Source organism: Cobetia sp. L2A1 (assembly GCF_009796845.1).
Classification (GTDB): Bacteria; Pseudomonadota; Gammaproteobacteria; order Pseudomonadales; family Halomonadaceae; genus Cobetia.
In genome coordinates, this window is record NZ_CP047025.1 from 148,100 (window position 1) to 167,399 (window position 19,300).

15 protein-coding genes and 2 tRNA genes are annotated in these 19,300 nt (G+C 57.9%); 16 read left to right on the forward strand and 1 reads right to left on the reverse strand.

The genetic code is table 11. The features are described from left to right. The first annotated feature begins 259 nt into the window (after positions 1-259). From carA to greA, 3 genes are all read left to right on the forward strand, one after another. Positions 260-1,405, forward strand: coding sequence for a glutamine-hydrolyzing carbamoyl-phosphate synthase small subunit (gene carA, locus GQR90_RS00695; RefSeq protein ID WP_199269452.1), 1,146 nt, complete (start codon positions 260-262; stop codon positions 1,403-1,405). A 68-nt stretch (positions 1,406-1,473) separates the two neighbouring features. Further along, complete coding sequence (gene carB / locus GQR90_RS00700; RefSeq protein WP_158772471.1) at positions 1,474-4,704, forward strand: carbamoyl-phosphate synthase large subunit; 3,231 nt, start codon at positions 1,474-1,476, stop codon at positions 4,702-4,704. Then, positions 4,701-5,177 (forward strand): transcription elongation factor GreA, encoded by a 477-nt coding sequence (gene greA, locus GQR90_RS00705; protein WP_158772472.1) that lies wholly within the window; start codon positions 4,701-4,703, stop codon positions 5,175-5,177. Before carB ends, greA begins: the two co-directional genes overlap by 4 nt. A gap of 150 nt (positions 5,178-5,327) precedes the next feature. On the opposite strand, the gene yhbY is transcribed toward greA, so the two are convergent. Then, positions 5,328-5,642, reverse strand: a complete 315-nt coding sequence (yhbY, locus tag GQR90_RS00710; RefSeq protein WP_158772473.1) for a ribosome assembly RNA-binding protein YhbY — start codon at positions 5,640-5,642, stop codon at positions 5,328-5,330. A gap of 281 nt (positions 5,643-5,923) precedes the next feature. On the opposite strand from yhbY, the gene rlmE reads away from it, so the two are divergent. The 13 genes from rlmE (at position 5,924) to truB (ending at position 19,278) form a co-directional block, all read left to right on the forward strand. After that, positions 5,924-6,547 carry a 23S rRNA (uridine(2552)-2'-O)-methyltransferase RlmE gene (gene rlmE / locus GQR90_RS00715; RefSeq protein WP_267902038.1) on the forward strand — a complete coding sequence of 208 codons (624 nt, stop codon included), beginning with the start codon at positions 5,924-5,926 and terminating at the stop codon, positions 6,545-6,547. Between the two features lie 436 nt (positions 6,548-6,983). Further along, positions 6,984-8,963, forward strand: coding sequence for an ATP-dependent zinc metalloprotease FtsH (gene ftsH, locus GQR90_RS00720; RefSeq protein WP_158772474.1), 1,980 nt, complete (start codon positions 6,984-6,986; stop codon positions 8,961-8,963). Positions 8,964-9,369: 406 nt separating this feature from the next. Then, on the forward strand, positions 9,370-10,260 hold the full coding sequence (folP, locus tag GQR90_RS00725) for a dihydropteroate synthase (protein ID WP_442778532.1): 891 nt from the start codon (positions 9,370-9,372) through the stop codon (positions 10,258-10,260). After that, complete coding sequence (glmM, locus tag GQR90_RS00730; protein ID WP_158772475.1) at positions 10,260-11,603, forward strand: phosphoglucosamine mutase; 1,344 nt, start codon at positions 10,260-10,262, stop codon at positions 11,601-11,603. Before folP ends, glmM begins: the two co-directional genes overlap by 1 nt. 208 nt (positions 11,604-11,811) lie before the next feature. Further along, on the forward strand, positions 11,812-12,558 hold the full coding sequence (gene tpiA, locus GQR90_RS00735; protein WP_158772476.1) for a triose-phosphate isomerase: 747 nt from the start codon (positions 11,812-11,814) through the stop codon (positions 12,556-12,558). Positions 12,559-12,563: 5 nt separating this feature from the next. After that, a complete protein-coding gene (gene secG / locus GQR90_RS00740; RefSeq protein ID WP_158772477.1) occupies positions 12,564-12,950 on the forward strand; it encodes a preprotein translocase subunit SecG in 387 nt (128 codons plus the stop codon). Positions 12,951-13,013: 63 nt separating this feature from the next. Beyond that, a tRNA-Leu gene (locus GQR90_RS00745) sits at positions 13,014-13,100 on the forward strand. Between the two features lie 101 nt (positions 13,101-13,201). Beyond that, positions 13,202-13,278: transfer RNA gene (locus GQR90_RS00750), tRNA-Met, on the forward strand. A 123-nt stretch (positions 13,279-13,401) separates the two neighbouring features. Next, entirely contained in the window at positions 13,402-13,860 is a 459-nt protein-coding gene (rimP, locus tag GQR90_RS00755) for a ribosome maturation factor RimP (protein WP_024952151.1), read from the forward strand. 76 nt (positions 13,861-13,936) lie between these two features. Continuing rightward, positions 13,937-15,430, forward strand: coding sequence for a transcription termination factor NusA (nusA, locus tag GQR90_RS00760; RefSeq protein ID WP_158772478.1), 1,494 nt, complete (start codon positions 13,937-13,939; stop codon positions 15,428-15,430). Positions 15,431-15,457: 27 nt separating this feature from the next. Continuing rightward, positions 15,458-17,896: a translation initiation factor IF-2 gene (gene infB, locus GQR90_RS00765; RefSeq protein WP_158772479.1), complete on the forward strand. Its 2,439-nt coding sequence runs from the start codon at positions 15,458-15,460 to the stop codon at positions 17,894-17,896. 27 nt (positions 17,897-17,923) lie between these two features. Further along, a complete protein-coding gene (gene rbfA / locus GQR90_RS00770; RefSeq protein ID WP_158772480.1) occupies positions 17,924-18,349 on the forward strand; it encodes a 30S ribosome-binding factor RbfA in 426 nt (141 codons plus the stop codon). Then, positions 18,349-19,278, forward strand: coding sequence for a tRNA pseudouridine(55) synthase TruB (gene truB, locus GQR90_RS00775; protein ID WP_158772481.1), 930 nt, complete (start codon positions 18,349-18,351; stop codon positions 19,276-19,278). Before rbfA ends, truB begins: the two co-directional genes overlap by 1 nt. The last annotated feature ends 22 nt before the right edge of the window (positions 19,279-19,300 follow it).

Below are 19,300 nucleotides of genomic sequence, written 5' to 3' on the forward strand. Positions count from 1 at the left end.
ATCTCTATCCAATTTGGCCGCACACGGGCCAGAGGCATTCCGAAGAATGATAACAAGCGGGATGAAACCTGATTTTTCGGTTTCGTCCCGCTTTTTTGCAACCTGAATTTGCTGCATCTGCCAGGCGCGAGGCGCGCAGCAGATGACCGGCAGCGGGACACAGGCTTGGCGCAAGTCGAGCACGATAATGAAGCGGCATGTCCGGTGTTCGACCGCGAATTCCGGGCAGGAAAGTGAACACTATGGGGAGGACGTTGCGTTGATCAAACCCGCGATACTAGCCTTGGAAGATGGCAGTGTATTTCACGGCAGCGCCATCGGCGCTGATGGGCAGACCAGTGGCGAAGTGGTGTTCAATACCGCCATGACGGGATATCAGGAAATCCTGACAGACCCCTCCTATACCCGACAGATCGTCACCCTGACCTACCCCCATATCGGTAATACCGGCATCAATGATGAGGACAACGAGTCCGATCACGTTGCTGCTGCAGGCCTGGTGATTCGCGACCTCCCACTGATGGCCAGTAGCTTCCGCTCCACTCGCTCTCTTGATCAGTATCTTCGTGATGAGAATGTCATCGGTATCGCTGATATCGACACACGTCGTCTGACGCGCATTCTACGAGCCAAGGGCTCGCTGAATGGTGCCATTCTGGCGGGTGATGCAGCGCAAGGTGAAAGTGCTGTTGAGCGTGCACTGGAAGCGGCGCGCGCCTTCCCTGGTCTAAAGGGCATGGACCTGGCCAAGGAAGTCTCCTGCACCGAGCACTTTGAGTGGCACGAAGGTGAATGGACGCTGGGTGCTGGCTATGCCGACACCCGCGAGTCCGAGCGCCCCTTCCATGTGGTCGCTTATGATTACGGTGTGAAGCACAACATCCTGCGTATGCTGGCATCGCGCGGTTGTCGTCTGACGGTCGTACCGGCCCAGACACCTGCAGCTGATGTGCTGGCGCTCAAGCCGGATGGTATCTTCCTGTCCAATGGTCCGGGTGATCCTGAGCCGTGTGACTATGCCATCGAAGCTATTGGTGCGCTGCTTGAGACGGATACGCCGCTGTTCGGTATCTGCCTGGGTCATCAGCTGTTGGCCCTGGCCTCTGGCGCGACCACCGTCAAGATGGGACACGGTCACCATGGTGCCAATCACCCGGTACAAGACCTCGACAGTGGCGTCGTGATGATCACCAGCCAGAATCATGGCTTTGCGGTTGATGAAGACAGCCTGCCAGCCAGTCTGCGTGCGACACACAAGTCGTTGTTTGACGGCAGCCTGCAAGGAATCGAGCGTACTGATCGTCCGGCCTTCAGTTTCCAGGGACATCCGGAAGCCAGTCCCGGCCCACGGGACGTCGCGCCACTGTTCGATCGTTTCATCGACATGATGCAGGCGCGACGCTGAGCCGATCGCAGGCCAATACGGCCTGATTTACCGTTGAGTTCAGTCACCAGATCATTGTGGGAAGAGACATGCCGAAACGTACAGACTTGAAAAGCATTCTGATCATCGGCGCCGGCCCCATCGTTATCGGCCAGGCGTGCGAATTTGACTACTCCGGCGCTCAGGCCTGCAAGGCCCTGCGCGAAGAGGGTTACCGAGTCATCCTGGTCAACTCCAATCCGGCGACCATCATGACCGATCCGTCAATGGCCGATGCGACCTACATTGAGCCGATCACGTGGGAAACCGTGGCGCGCATCATCGAGAAGGAGCGTCCGGATGCCATTCTGCCGACCATGGGTGGCCAGACCGCACTGAACTGTGCGTTGGCGCTGGAAAGTGAAGGCGTGCTCGAGAAGTTTGGCGTCGAGATGATCGGTGCCAATGCCGACACCATCGATAAAGCCGAAGATCGCGATCGCTTTGATAAGGCGATGAAGAAGATCGGCCTGGCGTGCCCGAAAGCCAAGGTCGCTCACTCCATGGAAGAAGCCTGGGAAATTCAGGCTGAGCTAGGCTTCCCGTCCATCATTCGTCCCAGCTTCACCATGGGCGGTTCCGGTGGCGGCATTGCTTACAACCGTGAGGAGTTCGAGGAGATCTGTCATCGCGGCTTCGAGCTGTCGCCAACGCGCGAGTTGTTGATCGACGAATCGTTGCTGGGCTGGAAGGAATACGAGATGGAGGTCGTTCGTGACAAGAACGACAACTGTATCATCGTGTGTGCCATCGAGAACTTCGATCCGATGGGCGTGCACACCGGCGACTCCATCACCGTCGCACCCGCGCAGACGCTGACGGACAAGGAATACCAGTTGATGCGTGATGCATCGCTGGCTGTCCTGCGTGAGATCGGTGTCGAGACTGGTGGCTCCAACGTCCAGTTCGGCATCTGTCCGGACACTGGCCGCATGGTCGTCATCGAGATGAACCCGCGTGTGTCACGTTCTTCGGCGCTGGCCTCCAAGGCGACCGGTTTCCCGATCGCCAGGATCGCCGCCAAGCTGGCCGTCGGCTACACGCTGGATGAGCTGCAGAACGACATCACTGGTGGCAAGACGCCAGCATCCTTCGAGCCGTCCATCGATTACGTCGTCACCAAGATTCCGCGCTTCACCTTCGAGAAGTTCCCGCAGGCCAATGACCGTCTGACCACCCAGATGAAGTCGGTCGGCGAAGTCATGGCCATCGGTCGTACCTTCCAGGAATCCCTGCAGAAGGCGCTGCGTGGCATGGAGACTGGCGTCGATGGTCTCGACCCCATCGTCGAGGATTTCAGCGACGAGAGCATGGCGCGCATCAAGGGCGAGCTTCAGGCTGCCGGTGCCGAGCGTATCTTCTATATCGCCGATGCCATGCGTGCGGGGCTGGATATCGAAGAAATATTCCGCCTGACCAATATCGATCGTTGGTTCCTGGTGCAGTTGGCTGATCTGGTTGCCTCGGAAGGCGATATCGCCAGTCTGTCATTGGGTGACATTGATGCTGATCGCATCTACCGCCTCAAGCGCAAGGGTTTCAGCGATGCCCGCATGGCACGCCTGATGGGTGTGTCCGAGAAGGCGCTGCGTCGTCATCGTCAGAAGCTGGGTGTGCGTCCGGTCTACAAGCGTGTCGACACCTGTGCTGCCGAGTTCGCCTCTGATACTGCCTACATGTACTCCACCTACGAGGAGGAGTGTGAGGCTGAAGTCAGCGACAAGAAGAAGATCATGGTGCTGGGGGGCGGTCCCAACCGTATCGGTCAAGGTATCGAGTTCGACTATTGCTGTGTTCATGCCTCTATCGCCATGCGCGAAGACGGTTACGAGACCATCATGGTCAACTGCAACCCGGAAACCGTGTCCACCGATTACGACACCTCCGATCGTCTCTACTTCGAGCCTGTGACACTTGAAGACGTGCTGGAAATCGCCGACAAGGAGAAGCCGGTCGGTGTCATCGTACAGTTCGGCGGCCAGACGCCGCTGAAGCTGGCGCGCGAACTGGAAGCCGCGGGTGTGCCGATCATTGGTACCACGCCGGATGCCATTGACCGTGCAGAAGATCGTGAGCGTTTCCAGCAGATGATCGAGAAGCTCGGTCTGATTCAGCCGGAAAATGCCACCGCACGCAGTTTCGAGGAAGCCTTCGTCAAGGCAGAAGTCATTGGCTATCCGCTGGTGGTACGTCCTAGCTACGTGCTGGGCGGCCGTGCAATGGAAATCGTCTACTCGGCTTCTGAGCTCGAGAATTACATGACCCACGCGGTCAAGGTGTCCAATGACTCGCCGGTACTGTTGGATCACTTCCTGAATGCTGCCATCGAGGTCGATATCGATGCCGTCTCCGACGGCAAGCAGGTCGTGATCGGTGCCATCATGCAGCACATCGAACAGGCGGGTATTCACTCCGGTGACTCGGCCTGTGCACTGCCGCCGTACTCACTGCCGGCTGGCGTGCAGGAAGAGATGCGTGAGCAGGTCAAGCGCATGGCGCTGGAGCTGAATGTCGTCGGTTTGATGAACGTCCAGCTGGCGTGGCAGGATGGCGTGATTTACGTCATTGAAGTCAATCCGCGTGCTTCGCGTACCGTGCCGTTCGTCTCAAAATGCATTGGTAAGTCGCTGGCGCAGATCGCGGCGCGCTGCATGGCAGGTCAGACGCTGGAAGACATCGGCTTCACCCAGGAAATCGTGCCGACCTTCTACAGCGTGAAGGAAGCGGTGCTGCCGTTCGCCAAGTTCCCGGGTGTCGACCCGATCCTGTCACCGGAAATGAAGTCGACTGGTGAAGTGATGGGCTCTGGTGATACCTTCGCCGAGGCTTTCTACAAGGCGCAGCTGGGCGCTGGTGAAGCCATCCCGGCCTTGACGGGGGATCGCAAGGCCTTCCTGTCCGTGCGTGAGTTTGATAAGGCGGGCGTTATCGAGGTGGCTCGCTCTCTGGTAACATTAGGCTTTACGCTTTGTGCTACCCGAGGCACGGCAGAGGTCATCGCCGCTGCCGGGCTCGAGGTTGAACCCGTCAATAAGGTGTTCGAGGGGCGGCCGCATATCGTCGATATGATCAAGAACGGCGAGATCGCCTACATCGTCAACACCACTGAGGGGCGTCAGGCCATCAATGACTCGTCCGTGATTCGCCGCACTGCGCTATCGCACAAGGTACCCTATGCCACGACGTTGGCGGGTGCCAACGCTGTGTGCATGGCGCTTGCGTACGGTAACGACGTCAAGGTCCGTCGTCTTCAGGATATGCATGCAGGAGTCATGATATGAGTAGAAGTCCGATGACCGTTGAGGGCGAAGATCGCCTGCGCAAGGAACTTGAGCGCCTCAAGGGCACGGATCGCCCGCGGGTCATCGCTGACATCGCAGTCGCGCGTGAACATGGTGATCTCAAGGAGAACGCCGAGTACCACGCAGCGCGTGAGCAGCAAGGCTTTATTGAAGGGCGTATTCAAGAGATCGAAAGCAAGTTGTCGATTAGCCAGGTCATCGATGTCACCAAGCTGCCGAAGACGGGCAAGGTGATTTTCGGTACCACCGTGGTCCTGATGAATCTCGATGATGATAGCGAAGTCCGCTATCGCATCGTTGGCGAAGATGAAGCCAGTATCAAGGATGGCAAGATCTCCGTTACCTCGCCGATCGCGCGTGCGCTGATCGGTAAGGAAGAAGGCGATGTGGTAATGGTGCGTACACCGGGTGGTAATGTGGAATATGAAATCTCCGAAGTGCATTACATCTGAGCAGGACCCCTGCAAGCGTATTTGCAGGCAATAAAAACGCCGCCCTCGATGAGGGCGGCGTTTTTTGTACCGCAGTACCGTTGGCTGCGAGCCAGAGCCATGGCCCAAATGCTGCGGCCAATATGGCGGCAGCACAGGGTCAGTCATGGATCACTTTTCGTTGAAGCGCTGCACGTTGGATAGCTTCGGCTTGGCCTGCGGATTACGGCGATAGAGCAAGGCAATCTTGCCGATACTCTGAATCAGTGTCGCACCGGACTCGCTGCACAGGTGGCGTGCCACCTCAGCGCGGGCCTCGCGATCATTGATCGCCAGCTTGAGTTTGATCAGCTCGTGATCGTGCAGTGCGCGTTCCAGTTCATTCATTACGCCCTCTGAGAGGCCGTTCTCTGAAACGGTAACGATCGGGTCAAGATGGTGCCCGATGCTGCGAAATGCTTTCTTTTGTGCCTGTGACAAGCTCATGGTATCGTAAAGTTTCCCTGTTGGCGTCCGATGGGAGCGGGGTGCGTAGCGAAAGACAGGGTCGACTCCAGGGCTTGAAATCCGGGGGTGTGAACCCGTCTGTTGCGCAGGCAATGTCTGTGCCCGCGGGCGGAACCGCGCGCAGGACCCGCCATTCTACTCCATGACGGCGCTCATGACACGACCCGTAGGCCCAGATGCCGCGCCTTTCGTGTTGACGCTTTTCTCGCTCTATTTTCCCGCCAGTTTTTTCGATTTCCCCCGACATACCAGGTGATAACGTGGCTCTCCCCAGCAAGAGCAGTGCTGGCTGGATGAAGGAACACTTCGATGATGCCTATGTCCAGCGTAGCTGGGCCGACGGTTATCGTTCCCGCGCCAGCTATAAATTGATTGAAATTGATGACAAGGACCGCCTGCTCAAGCCGGGTGCGACGGTCATCGACCTTGGAGCAGCCCCGGGTGGCTGGAGCCAAGTTGCCGCAGATCGTGTGGGTATAGAAGGTGTCGTCATTGCCTCCGATATCCTCGAGATGGATGCGCTTGCGGGAGTCAACTTCATCCAGGGCGATTTCACGGAAGACGCTGTGCTGGAGTCTATTCTGGCCACGTTGGGCAAGCGCCCTGTGGATCTGGTGATTTCCGATATGGCGCCCAACATGAGCGGCATGAATGCCATTGACCAGCCCGCCGGAATGTATCTGGTCGAGTTGGCGCTGGATCTAGCGCGTCAGACGCTAAAGCCGGGCGGCAGCTTCCTGGTCAAGATATTCCAGGGCGAGGGCTTTGATGCCTACCTGAAGGACATGCGCACCAGCTTCAACAAGGTGGTCACGCGCAAGCCTGATGCCTCGCGTACTCGCTCACGTGAGGTCTATCTGCTGGGGCAGGGCTACAAGAGGTGATCAAGTGCAGGTGTCTATTTCTGTCTGATAGGGGCTTCATCGCCTGTTCAGGCAGGCTATGACATGCTTGTCCATACTGGCCTCATTGCGTATGGATCGAACCAAGTTGATTTTCGATGCAGGCTGACTATCGACTGAATAGTCTGACGTCGGCCTTTAAGCAATGGTTGCCAGCCCCCATCTGGTGTAGTGTCGATAAAATATGGTCTTGAGCACGATGGCCGGTGACAGGTCGGTAGCATAGGAAAACAATGCCGATACTGGCAGGTAAGCAAGACAATGCACGGCAAGCTTTGAGTGGCTCGGTGGGGAGAACGGCGCGTTGCGCCGGTTGATACCTTCGCAGGCACGATCAGATAGCATGGCAGGCCACCACAAGACGGCAGTCCGGTTTTCGCGGCTTGCCAAGACAGATTCATGCAATGAGGGTGTCCCCTTGAACGACATGGCGAAGAACCTGATTCTCTGGTTGATCATCGCGGCAGTCCTGCTGACGGTGTTCAACAACTTCAGCGTCGATAACTCGCCGCAGGCGATGAACTATTCACAGTTCGTCCAGCAGGTGCAGAACGACCGGATCAAAAGTGTGACCATTGATGGTTACACCATTGAGGGTGAGCGAGCTGATGGCTCAAACTTCACCACGATCCGGCCGTCGGCGTCCGATCCCAAGCTGATGGATGACCTGCTGTCCAACAAGGTCGAGGTCATTGGCAAGAAGCCGGAACAGCAGTCGCTGTGGACACGACTGTTGATCGCCAGCTTCCCGATCCTGATCATTCTGGCTATCTTCATGTTCTTCATGCGCCAGATGCAGGGCGGTGGTGCAGGCAAGGGCGGGCCGATGAGCTTCGGCAAGTCCAAGGCCAAGCTGCTGAGTCAAGACCAGATCAAGACCACCTTCGGTGATGTCGCGGGCTGTGATGAGGCGAAGGAGGATGTCGAGGAGCTAGTCGACTTCCTCAAGGACCCCAGCAAGTTTCAGCGCCTTGGCGGTCAGATTCCACGCGGCGTGTTGCTCATAGGTCCGCCGGGTACAGGTAAGACTCTGCTTGCCAAGGCCATCGCCGGTGAAGCCAAGGTGCCGTTCTTCAGCATTTCTGGTTCTGACTTTGTCGAGATGTTTGTCGGCGTGGGTGCTTCCCGTGTCCGTGACATGTTCGAGCAGGCCAAGAAGCAGGCGCCGTGTATCATCTTCATCGATGAGATTGATGCTGTAGGTCGTCAGCGTGGCTCTGGCATGGGCGGCGGGAATGATGAGCGCGAGCAGACGTTGAATCAGCTGCTGGTCGAGATGGATGGCTTTGAGGCCAACGATGGCATCATCGTCATCGCTGCGACCAACCGCCCTGACGTGCTTGATCCGGCGCTGCTGCGTCCGGGCCGCTTCGATCGCCAGGTCATGGTGGGCCTGCCGGATATTCGCGGTCGTGAGCATATCCTTGGCGTTCACCTGCGCAAGGTGCCGATGGGTGATGATGTCGTGCCGGTCAATATTGCACGCGGTACGCCAGGCTTCTCGGGTGCTGATTTGGCTAACCTCGTCAACGAGGCTGCCTTGTTCGCGGCACGTCGCAACAAGCGTCTGGTCAGCATGGAAGAGCTGGAGCTGGCCAAGGACAAGATCATGATGGGCGCCGAGCGCAAATCGATGGTCATGTCCGAGAAAGAGAAGCGCAATACGGCTTATCACGAGTCTGGCCATGCCATCATCGGTCTGGTGATGCCAGAGCATGATCCGGTCTATAAGGTTTCGATCATTCCTCGCGGCCGTGCGCTGGGCGTGACGATGTTCCTGCCGGAAGAAGATCGCTACAGCTTCTCGCGCCAGCAGATCATCAGTCAGATCTGTTCACTGTTCGGTGGCCGTATCGCTGAAGAAATGACATTGGGCCCGAATGGCGTCACCACTGGGGCTTCCAACGATATCAAGCGTGCCACTGAGCTGGCGCACAACATGGTCGCCAAGTGGGGCCTCTCCAGTGAGATGGGCCCAATCATGTACGACGAGGACGAGTCTCATCAGTTCCTCGGCGGCTCGGGCCAGGGGGGTGGCAAGCTGAAGTCTGGCGACACCACATCGCGTCTCGATAAAGAAGTGCGACGTATCATCGACGAGTGTTATGCCAAGGCGCAGCAGATTCTTGAAGAGAATCGCGACAAGCTCGACGCCATGACTGAAGCGCTGATGACATACGAAACCATTGATGCAAGCCAGTTGGCTGATATCATGAAGGGCCTTACGCCGAAACCACCGAGGGATTGGGAAGACCCGTCCAGTGGCAGTGGTGGTTCAGCTACACCAGTGGCGCTAGAGAAGCCTGTGGCTGAAGCACCACAGGATGATAGCGAGGACGAGGATGATGATGCACGTCGTCGTCCCTCTGATCCTCTAGGCGGCCCGAGCGGACACTGAGCGAGACATTGGCAGATAGGCCTCGGTAGGCAGTGATTGAATTGTGCTGCTGACACACAACAACGCCCAATCGGTAACTCCGGTTGGGCGTTGTTGTGTGTGGGGCTGCTGGAGAGTGTTGTGGTGATTACGATAAGGCATTGAGCTGCAAGTCTTATAAAATTGGCTGAGGGTATGAGAAGGGGGATCTGTCGAATGGCTCATAACTATCATTGAGCAACCTCAGTTAATTGAGGTATCGATAGTGAAATGTCTGAGCGGATAGCGTTGCCATCTGCTGACGCCCCATGTGGCGGGCATTCCACGCCTTGCGCGTGTTGAGCTGGCTCTTTAAAGTGGGTGCCCGCTTCTCTCTTGGAAGGGCAGTTACATCGCGAGTGAGCCCTACTAGCCAGCATGGATAGTCATGACCAATTCAGCCGCTTTGCCATCTCACGAGCCCTTGGTGCGCCACGTTGCGCTGCTTGATTGTGGTGGCCGGCCGCTCGACCTTTCTCGCCCGCGTGTGATGGGCATTCTCAATGTCACGCCAGACTCTTTTTCTGACGGCGGACGTAGTACTTCGGCAGGGAATGCACTGCGCAATGCTGAGCAGATGCTGCTCGATGGCGCGGCAATGATTGATGTCGGGGGCGAGTCCACCCGACCTGGTGCCACGCCGGTCAGTATCGATGAGGAGCTGGATCGTGTCTGTCCTGTCGTGGAGCGGTTGGTGAGTGAGCTGGGCGCTCTGGTGAGCGTTGATACCAGCAGTCCCGAGGTCATGCGCGAAACGGCGAGGTTGGGTGCCGGCATGATCAATGACGTGCGTGCGCTGCGCCGAGAAGGTGCGCTCGAAGCCGCCGCCGCCAGCGGCCTGCCCGTCTGCTTGATGCACATGCGTGGTGAGCCGGGCAGCATGCAGCAGGACACCGACTATGCGCAGTCGATCGAGGATGAGGTGAGCGAGTTTCTCGCCACTCGCATCATCGCCTGTGAAGCCGCTGGAATTCCGCGCCAGCACCTGCTGCTTGACCCCGGCTTTGGTTTTGGCAAGTCACTGGAAGATAACCTGCGCCTGTATCATCGCATGGCGCAGTTACACGAATTCAACCTCCCGCTGCTGATCGGCACATCACGCAAGAGCATGATCGGCAATGCCCTCGGGCGTGCGGTGGAGGATAGGCTGGCTGGCAACCTGGCACTGACGGCGCTCGCCGTTCGTGAAGGAGCCCGGCTATTACGCGTTCACGACGTGGCCCCGACTGTCGACGCTGTCGACATGGCCTGGGCCGTGCTACAGGAAGGCACGCAATAATGAGTCGACGTTATTTTGGTACTGATGGTATCCGCGGCACGGTTGGGGAATTCCCCATCACGCCTGACTTCATGCTCAAGCTGGGCTGGGCGGCGGGGCGTGTCTTTGCACGTCATGGTCGCGGCAAGGTTCTGATCGGTAAGGACACGCGTATCTCGGGCTACATGTTCGAGTCGGCGCTGGAATCTGGCCTCTCTGCGGCAGGCGTCGATGTCTCCCTGCTCGGTCCGATGCCGACACCCGGCATTGCTTACCTTACACGCACCTTCCGTGCGGACGCAGGCATCGTGATTTCGGCCTCGCACAATGCGTATCCGGACAATGGCATCAAGTTCTTCTCGGCGGCCGGCACCAAGCTGGATGACGCGCTGGAAGCCGAGATTGAAGCCGAGCTTGAGCGTGATATCGAGATCGTCGGGCCGGATCGCCTCGGTAAGGCCTCGCGCATTCAGGATGCTGCTGGTCGCTATATCGAATTCTGTAAATCCACTCTGCCGGGGCGCCTTGGGCTGTACGGCATGAAAGTGGTGTTGGATTGCGCGCATGGTGCGACCTACCACATCGCGCCCAATGTCTTCAGAGAGCTAGGGGCTGATGTCAGTGTGATTGGGGGCGAGCCCAATGGTCTCAATATCAATCAGGGTGTCGGCTCAACCCATCCGCAGGCACTGCGTGCGGCGGTGATTGAGCAGGGTGCCGATCTTGGTGTGGCCTTTGATGGTGACGGCGACCGCTTGATTCTTGTCGATGCCGATGGGCGTGTCATTGATGGTGACGACATCCTGTTCATGATCGCGCGTGATCGTCATGAGCGCGGCGTATTGGGGGGAGGGGTCGTCGGTACGCTGATGTCCAACTTTGGCCTCGCGGCAGCGCTGGAAGGTCTTGGTATTCCCTTTGAACGTGCCAAGGTTGGTGATCGCTATGTCATTGAGCGCCTTGAGGCCAATGGTTGGCAATTGGGCGGCGAGTCGTCTGGTCATATCGTGTGTAGCCATATTCAGAGTACGGGTGACGGTATCGTCTCCGCGCTGCAAGTGCTGGCGATCATGGCGCGCGAAGAGTGCACTCTCAGCGAGCTGCTGGTAGGTCTCGAGAAGGCCCCGCAGGCACTGATCAATGTGCGCCTTGCACCGGGCTGCGACAACAAGGCGTTGATGGCAGCGGATGCCGTACAGGCCTCCGTGGCTGAGGTCGAAGCGACATTGGGCAATGAGGGTCGTGTGCTGTTGCGCCCCAGTGGCACCGAACCGCTGATTCGTGTGATGGTCGAAGGGCGCCCGCACTTTGATGTTGAGGCGCTGGCCGGTCAGATCGCGGCAACGGTCAAATCCTGCATGTGATGATGCTGTAATGTGCTCCGCCGATGATATCGGTAATAGGGCACCGACAGAGGGTCAAAATGACAGGCGCCAAGTGCGCCTGTCGTCGTCTTTGGCCCTTCGCAAAGGTGCGCTGGCAGGGACTGTCAGGGCTTGACAGCGACTGACAAGGTTGTCAGTGAGTGGCGCCTCCATTACCATCCTCGCACTGCTCATAAGGGGGAAGCGCATGCGTACACCGCTGATTGCCGGTAATTGGAAGATGAATGGCGACCTTGCCTTGATAGACGAGTTCGCTGGTGCACTAAAAGAAATGGCTCTCCCGCAGGGAGTTCAGATCGCCCTGGCGCTGCCTTTCCCCTACCTGAGTGTTGCGCGCGAGCGTATGCCGGCCGCTGTGATGCTCGGCGCCCAGACACTAAACCCTGCTGGTTCCGGCGCTTTTACCGGTGAAGTCAGTGGGCGAATGCTCAAGGACGTAGGTGCGTCGCTGGTACTGGTGGGCCACTCCGAGCGGCGTAGTCTGTACGGCGAGGATGATGCGGCTGTACTGGCGCGTGTCGAGGCTGTGCTGGACGTTGGCCTCACGCCAGTATTGTGCATTGGTGAAACGCTGGAGCAGCGTGAAGCGGGTGATACGGAGCGTGTCGTACTGGGTCAGCTTGAAGCAGTGTTCTCTGCGCTCTCTGCGGAAGTGCGCCAGCGTCTGGTGGTTGCTTATGAGCCTGTCTGGGCTATCGGTACTGGGCGTACGGCTTCACCGGAACAAGCGCAGGCTGTGCATGCGGCTATCCGCACGCGCCTTGCAGGGTGGTCCGCATCGCTCGCTGATACGATGCAATTGCTGTACGGCGGTAGCATGAAAGCTGCCAATGCCACCGAGCTGCTTGCGCAGCCGGATATCGACGGCGGTCTGGTGGGCGGTGCCTCGCTCCAGGCCGACGAATTCCTAGCCATTTGTCAGTCTGCAGGTTGAATCTCATGCAAGTAGCCGTTCTGATGGTCCATGTGGTACTCGCGGTCGCGTTGATCGTGCTCGTCCTTCTTCAGCAGGGCAAGGGAGCCGAAGCTGGTGCTTCCTTCGGTGGAGGGGGAGCTTCCCAGACCGTATTCGGGTCCAGCGGTAGCGGTAATTTCCTTGCGCGCTTTACGGGTGTTCTGGCCGCGTGCTTTTTCGCGACCTCCCTGACGCTGGCCTGGTTCGCCTCTGGCGACAACCAGCCGTCAGTGGAAGCCGGTATTCCGGATGCTACCGTGATCGAGCAGCAGAAAAATTCACTGCCTTCGCTTGACGACGCGGATGAAAGTGTGGAGAATGCGTCGCCAGTGCTTGAGGAAAGCGGCAACGCAGACCAACCAGCACTCTAGAGAATTCAAGGCGTTATAGGTTGAATTCTTCCGGGTAACGCCTCAGGCGATACCCGCCCCCGTGCCGAAGTGGTGGAATTGGTAGACACGCTATCTTGAGGGGGTAGTGACCTTATGGTCGTGGGGGTTCAAGTCCCCCCTTCGGCACCATCTGTTAGACCGATTGGCAGTCAGGACGTAACATTGCACCGTGAAAAGATGTCATTCCTTGACCTAATTTTTTGGTGACAGTAAAATCGTTCGACTATTGTTGCGGGGTGGAGCAGTATGGTAGCTCGTCGGGCTCATAACCCGAAGGTCATCGGTTCAAATCCGGTCCCCGCTACCAAGTTTCTTGAAAGGCCCCTTCCTATGAAGGGGCTTTTTGTTAGCACCAGTGCCAATCAGCCACCTAGCTCTCTTCTCTACTCCCGGTCAGGTGCCTGATGCAACTGCTGTAGGAGCCTCGTCTGTGTCAACCAAGGACGCTGCGCTTAATGCGCTTATCGATCCAGTAGTCTCTGCCCTGGGCTTCGAGCTTTGGGGTATCGACTATCTCTCCCAAGGCAAGCAGTCCCGTCTGGTGATCTATATCGACCATGCCGATGGCATTACCGTGGACAACTGTGCAAATGTCAGTCGTCAGGTAGGTGCTGTGCTGGATGTCGAAGATCCAATCACCGGTCAGTTCCAGCTTGAAGTATCTTCTCCAGGTCTGGATCGTCCGCTGTTCACGCTTGATCAGTATGAGCGCTACATCGGTCATGTAGTGGCACTGCGACTTCGCCAGGCCTTCGATGGCCAGCGCAAGTTCCAAGGACTGGTGACAGGCACCGAAGAAGGTGATGTCGTGATCCGGGTCGATGAAGAAGAATACTGCTTTCCCATTGAAAGCATCGACCAGGCACGCGTCGTGCCACAGTTCAAATAACTGACGTTGTCGGCACACCGCTCGCTTTGCGAGCTCGAGTCGATGCGCAAGGACAGGTTTCTGGCGAGGCAAAGTCATGAGCAAAGAGATTCTGCTGGTCGTAGACGCCATCTCCAATGAGAAGGGCGTGCCGCGGGATGTGATTTTCGAGGCCGTCGAGGCGGCATTGGCTTCGGCTTCACGCAAGCGATTCGATCAGGAAGAGGCGGATATCCGCGTCAAGATCGATCGTGTCACCGGTGACTATGCGACTTTCCGTCGCTGGACTGTCGTCGAGGATGATGAATTCGAGACGCCTGATTACGAGATCAAGGCCAGCATCGCGGAACAGCGCGAAGAGCCGTTGGCACTAGGTGTTGTGGTCGAGAAGCAGATCGAATCCGAAGCTTTCGGTCGTATCGCTGCACAGACTGCCAAACAGGTGATCGTGCAGAAGGTGCGTGAGGCAGAGCGTGCAGAAGTTGTGCGTCTTTATGCTGAGCGCGAAGGTGAGCTGGTTGCGGGCATTGTCAAGAAAACGACACGTGATGGCTTGATCATCGATCTGGGTGATAACGCCGAAGGCTTCTTGCCGCGTGGCGAGATGATTCACGGTGAGCGCTACCGCTTGAACGAGCGTGTTCGTGCACTACTGTGGAAGGTTGACTCTGAAGCTCGTGGCTCTCAGTTGATTCTGTCGCGTACGCGTCCTGAGCTGATCATCGAATTGTTCAAGATCGAAGTCCCGGAAATTGCCGAGCAGCTGATCGAGATCAAAGGCGCTGCTCGTGATCCGGGCTCGCGTGCCAAGATTGCGGTCAAGAGCAACGACAAGCGCATCGATCCGATCGGTGCCTGTGTCGGCATGCGCGGTTCGCGCGTGCAGGCAGTATCCAATGAACTACGCAATGAACGCGTGGATATCATCCTGTGGGATGACAATCCTGCCCAATTGGTCATCAACGCCATGGCGCCGGCTGATGTCGGGTCCATTCTGGTCGACGAAGACACCCATTCCATGGATGTCGCTGTCGCCGCGGACAATCTGGCTCAGGCCATTGGTCGCAGCGGTCAGAACGTACGTCTGGCCAGTGAGCTGACCGGTTGGTCGCTCAACGTCATGACCGAGGCGGAAGCCGAAGGCAAACGCGAGCAAGAAATCGACAGCTTTGTCGAATATTTCATCACTCATCTCGAGATTGAAGAGGATCTAGCCCGTGTCCTGGTGGACGAGGGCTTCACCTCTCTCGAGGAAATCGCCTATGTCCCGCTCGAGGAAATGCTCGAGGTTGAGGGCTTTGACCAGAATCTGGTCGAAGAGCTGCGCGCTCGGGCCAAGGATGAAATGCTGAATCTCGCCATCGCCACCGAAGAGCAACTGGACGGCGCTCAGCCGGCCGAAGATCTGCTCAGCATGGAAGGCATGGAGAGTCACTTGGCATACATCCTGGCCAGCAAGGGTATTGTCACTATGGAAGACCTTGCCGAGCAGGCCATCGATGATCTGAAAGACATCGAAGGTGTCGACGAAGAGCGAGCAGCGGCGTTGATAATGACCGCCCGCGCGCCCTGGTTCGCAAGCGAACAGTAACTAGGTCACGGGCTCAGGAGGGTCGTAATGTCAGAAATGACAGTCAAAGAATTCGCCAAGAAGGTGGGCCGCGAGTCAGCCCGTCTACTAGAGCAGATGCATGAAGCCGGTCTGGCGCACAAGTCAGAGAACGACGGCGTGTCTGAGGTCGACAAGAAGAAATTGCTTGATCACCTCACCAAGAGTCACGGCGGTGGCGCTGCACCGGCAGCACCCAAAAACCGTATCACCCTGACCCGCAAGACCAAGTCGCGCATCAATACGGCTGGCGGTCGTGGCAAGTCCATCGAGGTGCAGGTGCGCAAGAAGCGTACCTACGTCAAAGATGGCGAAGAGCAGGCAACTGATGCTCCGGCTGCTACTGCCGCTGCTGAAGCACCGGCCGCCGCTGTGGCTGAGAAGCCTGCGGCTGCTCCGGCTCGCGAAGAGCGTCGGGACGAGCGTCCGCGTCAAAGCGCACCGGCTCCGACTGCTGCTGCGCCTGCCGCCGCTGCACCGGAAGTCAATGCGCCGCCGAAAGAGCCGCGTGGTGATGCACCGCGTCGCGCCAAGGCTGCGCCGCGTGATGAGTCGCGTGATCGTCGTGAAGCCCGTGAAGACCGTAGTGAGCGCAAGCGTGGCGGGACCAAGAAGGTCAAGCGTGCTGAGCGTCGCGGTGGTCGTCGTGGCGGTCGCGATAGCAACCGTCAGCCGCCGAAGCCGGTTCAGACCTTTGTGCGTGAAGTCTCCATCCCTGAGTCAATCTCAGTGGCGGATCTCGCGGACAAGATGGCCGTCAAGGCAGCTGAAGTGATCAAGACCATGTTCAACATGGGCGCTGCGGTCACTATCAACCAGACGATTGATCAGGAGACCGCAACCTTTGTGGTCGAAGAAATGGGCCATACGCCCAAGCTGATCAAGGATGACGCACTCGAGACAGCTGTTCTCGAAGGCATCTCCTACGAGGGCGAGAAAATTACTCGCGCTCCTGTCGTCACCGTCATGGGTCACGTTGACCATGGTAAGACCTCGTTGCTGGATTATATCCGTCGCACCAAGGTCGCTACCGGCGAGGCTGGGGGTATCACCCAGCACATCGGTGCTTACCATGTCGAACACGACAATGGCAACGTCACCTTCCTCGACACTCCGGGCCACGCGGCGTTCACCGCCATGCGTGCCCGCGGTGCCAAGGCGACTGATGTCGTTATCCTCGTGGTAGCTGCTGATGATGGCGTGATGCCACAGACCATCGAGGCGGTTGAGCACGCCAAGGCCGCGGGTGTCCCGCTGGTCGTGGCTGTCAACAAGATCGACAAGGCTGGTGCTGATCCGGATCGCGTCAAGAATGAGCTGTCCCAGCACGGCGTCATCTCTGAAGAGTGGGGCGGCGACACGCAGTTCATCCACGTGTCTGCCAAGACCGGTGAGAACATCGATGCGCTGCTTGAAGCCGTATTGCTGGTCTCCGAAGTGCTAGAGCTCCAGGCTGTGCCGTCTGCGCCAGGTAAAGGCGTTGTGGTTGAGTCGCGTCTCGACAAGGGCCGTGGCCCGGTCGCGACCGTCCTGGTCCAGAACGGTACTCTGAAGAAAGGCGATATCGTCCTCGCTGGCCTGCATTATGGTCGTGTGCGTGCGCTGATCAATGAGCTTGGCAAGCAGGTCGATTCTGTTGGTCCGGCAATGCCGGTCGAGATTCAAGGCCTGGGTGGCACTCCGGATGCCGGTGAAGAATTCACCGTGGTCCCGGACGAGAAGAAGGCACGTGAAGTCGCCAACTTCCGTCAAGGCAAGTACCGTGAAGTGCGCCTGGCGCGTCAGCAGAAGGCCAAGCTGGAGAACATGTTCTCCCAGATGGGCCAGGACGAAGTGGCCAAGGTCAACATCGTCCTCAAGGCAGACGTGCAGGGGTCGCTGGAAGCCATTCGTGGCGCGCTGGAAGAACTGTCTACTGACGAAGTCAAGGTCGCAGTGGTCTCTTCCGGTGTCGGTGGTATCGCCGGTACTGATGCCAACCTGGCACTGGCTTCTGAAGCCATCCTGGTCGGCTTCAACGTTCGTGCCGATGCCTCTGCCCGTGAGATCGTCGAGCGTGAAGGTCTGGATCTGCGCTACTACAGCGTCATCTACCAGCTGATCGATGAGGTCAAGCTGGCCATGACTGGCATGCTGGCTCCGGAATTCCGCGAGCAGATCGTTGGTATTGCGGAAGTGCGCGATGTCTTCAAGGCACCGAAAATCGGCGCTATCGCTGGTTGTATGGTCGTCGAAGGCAACATGTATCGCTCCAAGCGCATCCGTGTACTGCGTGACAACGTGGTCATCTATGAAGGCGAGCTGGAATCTCTGCGTCGCTTCAAGGATGACGTCAACGAAGTCCGCAATGGCATGGAATGTGGTATCGGCGTCAAGAACTACAACGACGTGCAAGTGGGCGACAAGATTGAGGTGTTCGACCAGATCCAGGTCGAGCGCACTCTCTGATAGCGTCCCTGCGAGGAGATATCACGGATGCGTGAATACAGCCGTACTGACCGCGTAGCGGACCAGATTCAGCAGGAACTCGCGCTGTTGATTCAGCGCGAGGTCAAGGACCCGCGCCTTGGCATGTTGACGGTCAGCGCCGCCAAGGTCAGCCGCGATCTGTCCTATTCCGATGTCTATGTGACTCTGCTGGGTGACGACAGTCCGGAACGCATCAAGGAAAACCTCGCCGTGCTAAAGCGCGCGGCAGGTTTCCTGCGTTCTCAGCTTGCGCGCACCATTGAGCTGCGTCACGTGCCCGAGCTGCGCTTTCATTACGATGAAAGCGTTGTTCGTGGCCATCACCTGTCTTCACTGATCAACGATGCGGTAGCAGATGACCGTAGACGCAGTGTCGAGCGTGGTGATGAAGACAACGAAGATGGTGCCTCGGGCACCACGCCGGACGCCTGATGGCGCGTCGTCGTCGCGGCTTGCCGATTGATGGCGTTCTATTGCTGGACAAGCCCAAGGGCATGTCCAGCAATTACGCGCTTCAGAAGGCCCGTCGCCTCTACCAGGCGCAGAAGGCCGGTCATACCGGTACGCTCGATCCCATGGCGACTGGCTTGCTGCCAGTCTGCTTTGGGGAGGCGACCAAGTTCTCCTCACATTTACTCGAGGCGGATAAGGTCTACCGAGCACGAATCAAATTCGGTCAGGACACGGATACCGGAGACGCCGAAGGCACGGTGATTCGCGAGCGGGAAATTCCCGACGTCACGGATGCTGAGCTTGAGGTCGTACTGGACCGTTTTCGTGGTGAGATCGATCAGGTACCGCCGATGTACTCCGCGCTCAAACACCAAGGCCGTCCACTCTATGAGCTGGCGCGCCAAGGCATTGAAATCGAGCGTGCAGTCCGTCGCGTTACCATCTACAATATGGCGCTTCTTGCACGGCACTCCGATGGCATCGAGATCGAAGTGGCGGTCAGCAAGGGTACCTATATACGCAGTCTGGCCGAGGATATCGGCGAGGTGCTGGGCTGTGGAGCTCACCTCACGGTACTGCGTCGTCTGAAGACAGGTCCCTTTACGGGAGATGCCATGCTGGACTTCGAGCGCCTTGAGGCGCTTGCGGATCAGCAGGCACGTGAAGGTGTTCTGTTGCCTGTAGATATCTTGCTCGATCATCTTCCGCGTCTCGACATCAGTGTCGACATGGCGTGGCTGATATTGCGCGGTCAACAGGCAGAGACGGCGACAGGAACGCTTGAAGTGGACTCCGTGGCTCGGGTGTATCGGGATCAGCAACTGCTCGGGCTGGTTCGGATTGTGGCGGAGGGTGTTATTGCCCCTCGCCGACTGCTCAGCACTGCCGTGGAAGCGGCGGCTGGGTGAGCGTTCATTGCGGCCCGTCCGC

What these genes read in the sequence shown, in the direction of transcription:
- infB (WP_158772479.1), top strand. Translation starts at nt 15,458, where the DNA reads ATGTCAGAAATGACAGTCAAAGAATTCGCCAAGAAGGTGGGCCGCGAG.
- truB (WP_158772481.1), top strand. Translation starts at nt 18,349, where the DNA reads ATGGCGCGTCGTCGTCGCGGCTTGCCGATTGATGGCGTTCTATTGCTG.
- tpiA (WP_158772476.1), top strand. Translation starts at nt 11,812, where the DNA reads ATGCGTACACCGCTGATTGCCGGTAATTGGAAGATGAATGGCGACCTT.
- rbfA (WP_158772480.1), top strand. Translation starts at nt 17,924, where the DNA reads ATGCGTGAATACAGCCGTACTGACCGCGTAGCGGACCAGATTCAGCAG.
- folP (WP_442778532.1), top strand. Translation starts at nt 9,370, where the DNA reads ATGACCAATTCAGCCGCTTTGCCATCTCACGAGCCCTTGGTGCGCCAC.
- carB (WP_158772471.1), top strand. Translation starts at nt 1,474, where the DNA reads ATGCCGAAACGTACAGACTTGAAAAGCATTCTGATCATCGGCGCCGGC.
- yhbY (WP_158772473.1), bottom strand. Translation starts at nt 5,642, where the DNA reads ATGAGCTTGTCACAGGCACAAAAGAAAGCATTTCGCAGCATCGGGCAC.
- glmM (WP_158772475.1), top strand. Translation starts at nt 10,260, where the DNA reads ATGAGTCGACGTTATTTTGGTACTGATGGTATCCGCGGCACGGTTGGG.
- nusA (WP_158772478.1), top strand. Translation starts at nt 13,937, where the DNA reads ATGAGCAAAGAGATTCTGCTGGTCGTAGACGCCATCTCCAATGAGAAG.
- greA (WP_158772472.1), top strand. Translation starts at nt 4,701, where the DNA reads ATGAGTAGAAGTCCGATGACCGTTGAGGGCGAAGATCGCCTGCGCAAG.
- secG (WP_158772477.1), top strand. Translation starts at nt 12,564, where the DNA reads ATGCAAGTAGCCGTTCTGATGGTCCATGTGGTACTCGCGGTCGCGTTG.